The sequence below is a fragment of the Pseudomonas sp. PS01299 genome, assembly GCF_029960145.1.
Classification (GTDB): domain Bacteria; phylum Pseudomonadota; class Gammaproteobacteria; order Pseudomonadales; family Pseudomonadaceae; genus Aquipseudomonas; species Aquipseudomonas putida_A.
In genome coordinates this window covers 1-3,897 of record NZ_JASCPO010000358.1, presented here as the reverse complement: position 1 = coordinate 3,897, position 3,897 = coordinate 1, and the positions used below count along the sequence as shown (strand labels likewise).

Genomic DNA, 3,897 nt, shown 5'->3' with positions numbered 1-3,897 from the left:
CGAAAGCGGTGTTTCAGCACACATCATGGTTGACTGACACACCGCTTTCGCGAGCAAGCCCGCTCCCACATTGGGGGTATGGTGACTTTATTCGCCCGTGGCGATGCCTCGGGAAGGCTCGTTGATCCACTCACTCCACGACCCGGCATACAGCGAACCCAGCGGATACCCCGCCAGGCACAACGCAAACAGGTTGTGACACGCCGTCACCCCGGAGCCGCAATAGGCGACCAGCTCCGAAGGCGAACGCTCGCCGAGTTTCGCGGCAAAGCGCTGCTTGAGCTGCTCCGCCGGCAGGAATCGCCCGTCGCTGCCGAGGTTTTCGGTAAACGCTGCGCACTGCGCGCCGGGAATGTGCCCGGCAATCGGATCGATCGGCTCCACTTCACCCTTGAAGCGCGGCAAGGCCCGGGCGTCGATCAGGGTCAGGGACGGCTGACCGAGGCGCTTGTGCAATTGCTCGGCGCTCAGCAGCAGTTTCATGTCCGGCTGACCGCTGAAGTTGCCCCGGCTGACCGACGGCGCGTCCAGACTCAGCGGCAGACCCGCCGCGTGCCAGGCCTTCAGCCCGCCGTCGAGAATGAACACGCCATCGCGCTTGCCCAGCCACGCCAGCAACCACCAGGCGCGGGCCGCATAGGCACCGGGGCCGTCGTCGTACAAAACCACATCGCTGTCGGCATGGATGCCCCACGCCTGCAGACGCTCGATCAGCGCCGCAGGCTCAGGCAGCGGGTGACGCCCGGTCACGCCTTTGACCACCTTGCCACTGAGGTCACGCTCAAGGTCGGCGAAGCGGGCGCCGGCAATGTGCCCTTCGGCATAGCTGCGCTGCCCGTAGTCCGGGTCTTCGAGGGCAAAACGGCAATCGAGAATCACCAGCCCCGGCTGCTCCTTGCGGGCATCCAGTGCATTCGGGCTGAGCAGTTGCGCAATCGGCATAACGGACTCCTGTGAGCGACTTCGAAATGGGTTACCGCCCTTCCTCGAGGGCCTGGGCCAGCGGCACGTAGAACTCGTCGAACAAGGCATTCACCTCCTCGCGCGCCTGATCGGTGACGAACCCGGCCTCCAGCACCAGCACCTGATACACGCCACGCTTGATGGCCTGTTCGCTGAGGTGGTTGGAGTTTTCCCGGGTGGTGCACAGAAAGCGCACCCACGAGGTGAGGATGATCCAGGCATTGATCGTCAGGGATTCGATCTGCACCCGATCCATCTTGAGAATGCCGGCGGCGACGAAGCCCTCGTAGATCGCCATGCCCTGAATCACGCAGCGCTGAGAGAAACGCCGGTAGCGCGCGGCCAGGTCCGGGTCGCTGTCGAGCAGGTGTTCCAGATCCCGATGCAGAAAGCGGTAACCCCACATCGCCGACAGCAGCTCCTTGAGGTAATAGCGCTTGTCTTCGACGGTGGCGGCACGCCCCTGCGGCGGGCGCAGAAAGCTGTCCACAAGCGTCTCGTACTCACTGAACAGCACGGCGATGATCGCCTGCTTGTTCGGGAAGTGGTAGTACAGATTGCCCGGAGAAATCTCCATGTGGGCGGCGATGTGATTGGTGCTAATGCTGCGCTCGCCCTGCTGATTGAACAGTTCGAGGCTGTTCTGCACGATGCGCTCGCTGGTTTTTATTCGTGGGGCCATGGCTTGAGCTTTAATTCAGAGTGCGGTGAGGGGCATCTTACGACCTAACCGGAACTGGATAAAACAAAGCTGTGTCGGGAAGTCATTTGACTTTCTAGAGCATAGACTCTAGAAAGTCATCACTACAATAAATCCGGAGCCGACGATGACTGCCGACATTGCTTATCTGCAAACGCTGCAACAGCCCCTGGAAGAGCTGGATCGGCTGTTCGCGGCACAGCGCGCCGCCTATGCCGCCAACCCGATGCCACCGGCAGATCAGCGCCAGCAATGGCTCAAGGCGTTGCGCGACTTGCTCAGTAATGAGCGGCAGGCGCTGGTCAATGCCATCAGCGCAGATTTCAGTCATCGCAGCGCCGATGAAACCCTGCTCGCCGAACTGATGCCCAGCCTGCACGGCATCCATTACGCCAGCCGCCACCTCAAGGGCTGGATGAAGTCGTCGCGACGCAAAGTCGGCATGGCCTTTCAGCCAGCGTCGGCGAAAGTCGTGTACCAGCCGCTTGGCGTGGTCGGCATCATCGTCCCGTGGAACTACCCGTTGTATCTGGCCATCGGCCCACTGGTCGGCGCGCTGGCGGCGGGCAACCGGGTGATGCTCAAGCTCAGCGAATCGACCCCGGCCACCGGCCAGTTGCTCAAGACCCTGCTGGGACGGATTTTCCCCGAAGATCTGGTCTGCGTGGTGCTGGGCGAGGCCGACATCGGCGTGGCGTTCTCCCGCCTGCATTTTGATCACCTGCTGTTCACCGGCGCCACCAGCATCGGCAAACACGTGATGCGCGCTGCGGCGGAAAACCTGACCCCGGTGACCCTCGAACTGGGCGGCAAGTCCCCGGCCATCGTCTCTCGCGACGTGCCGCTCAAGGACGCCGCCGAACGCATCGCCTTCGGCAAGACCCTGAACGCCGGCCAGACCTGCGTCGCCCCCGATTACGTGCTGGTGCCGCAAGACCGCGTCGGCGCGTTCGTCGAAGCCTATCGTCAGGTGGTCAACAATTTCTATCCGACCCTCGCCGACAACCCGGACTACACCGCGATCATCAACGAACGCCAACTGGCCCGGCTCAACGGTTATGTCAGCGACGCCACGAGCAAGGGCGCGCTGCTGATCCCGCTGTTCGAACAAGGCCAGGGCCGGCGCATGCCGCACAGCCTGCTGCTCAATGTCACTGACGAGATGACCGTGATGCAGGACGAAATCTTCGGCCCGTTGCTGCCGATCGTGCCATATCAGGATCTGGATCAGGCGTTTGCCTACATCAATCAGCGCCCGCGTCCTCTGGCGCTTTACTACTTCGGCTACGACAAACGCGAACAGAACCGCGTGCTGCACGAAACCCACTCCGGCGGCGTGTGCCTGAACGACACCCTGCTGCACGTGGCGCAGGACGACATGCCGTTCGGCGGCATCGGCCCATCGGGCATGGGCCATTACCACGGCCACGAAGGCTTCCTGACTTTCAGCAAGGCCAAGGGCGTACTGATCAAACAGCGCTTCAACGCCGCGAAGTTGATCTATCCGCCCTACGGCAAATCGATTCAGAAACTGATCCAGAAGCTGTTCATCCGCTAATCGTCGTCACCGCCGGGTAATAACAACAATGCACCCAAGCCTGACCGAAACACCTGCCCTGTCGCGCCGTGGCCTGCTGAAGTTCAGCCTTGGCGCCACAGCGTTTCTCGCCACCGCCGGCCTCGGCGCCAGCCTCAGTGGCTGTTCATCGAGTGTCGCAGCCAATGGCTTCGTCACTTTGCGTGACGGCGACCTGCTGTTTCTGCGCGCACTGATTCCGGTGATGCTCGAAGGCGCCGTGGCCGCCGAGAAAATGCCCGGTGCGGTGGATGGCACCCTGAAGTCGCTGGACTACAGCCTCGATCACCTGTCGCCGGAAATGCTCAAACTCACCCGGCAATTGTTCGATGTGCTCGGCATGACCGTCACCCGCGGTCCGCTCACAGGGATCTGGGGCAGTTGGGAAAACGCCAGCCCCGAGACCATGCGCCACTTCCTCGAGCGCTGGCAGAACAGCTCATTGAGCCTGCTGCGCATGGGCCACAGCTCATTGCAGCAGATGGTGATGATGGCCTGGTACACCCGCGCCGAGTCCTGGGGCCATTGCGGCTACCCCGGCCCGCCCACGGTCTGAAACCGAGTCGCGCCGTTCGCGAGCAAGCTCGCTCCCACAAGGGAATGCATTTCAATGTGGGAGCGAGCTTGCTCGCGAAGGCGCCAGCCACCACCCCACCGC

The 3,897-nt window shown here is 62.4% G+C and carries 4 protein-coding genes; 2 read left to right on the top strand and 2 right to left on the bottom strand.

Translation table 11 applies throughout. The annotated features are described in order from the left end of the window. Positions 1–87: 87 nt before the first annotated feature. Positions 88–942 (bottom strand): sulfurtransferase, encoded by an 855-nt coding sequence (locus QMX91_RS29555; RefSeq protein ID WP_210556428.1) that lies wholly within the window; start codon positions 940–942, stop codon positions 88–90. A gap of 31 nt (positions 943–973) precedes the next feature. Next, positions 974–1,645 (bottom strand): TetR/AcrR family transcriptional regulator, encoded by a 672-nt coding sequence (locus QMX91_RS29550; protein ID WP_027610562.1) that lies wholly within the window; start codon positions 1,643–1,645, stop codon positions 974–976. Positions 1,646–1,790: 145 nt separating this feature from the next. Here QMX91_RS29550 and QMX91_RS29545 point away from each other — a divergent pair, with 145 nt between their 5' ends. Both QMX91_RS29545 and QMX91_RS29540 read left to right on the top strand, forming a co-directional pair. Beyond that, complete coding sequence (locus QMX91_RS29545; RefSeq protein ID WP_134784885.1) at positions 1,791–3,221, top strand: coniferyl aldehyde dehydrogenase; 1,431 nt, start codon at positions 1,791–1,793, stop codon at positions 3,219–3,221. Between the two features lie 28 nt (positions 3,222–3,249). Next, on the top strand, positions 3,250–3,795 hold the full coding sequence (locus tag QMX91_RS29540) for a twin-arginine translocation pathway signal protein (protein WP_135296767.1): 546 nt from the start codon (positions 3,250–3,252) through the stop codon (positions 3,793–3,795). Positions 3,796–3,897: the final 102 nt, after the last annotated feature.

Coding starts and splice junctions, on each gene's coding strand:
- QMX91_RS29555 (WP_210556428.1), bottom strand. CDS start 942: ATGCCGATTGCGCAACTGCTCAGCCCGAATGCACTGGATGCCCGCAAG.
- QMX91_RS29550 (WP_027610562.1), bottom strand. CDS start 1,645: ATGGCCCCACGAATAAAAACCAGCGAGCGCATCGTGCAGAACAGCCTC.
- QMX91_RS29545 (WP_134784885.1), top strand. CDS start 1,791: ATGACTGCCGACATTGCTTATCTGCAAACGCTGCAACAGCCCCTGGAA.
- QMX91_RS29540 (WP_135296767.1), top strand. CDS start 3,250: ATGCACCCAAGCCTGACCGAAACACCTGCCCTGTCGCGCCGTGGCCTG.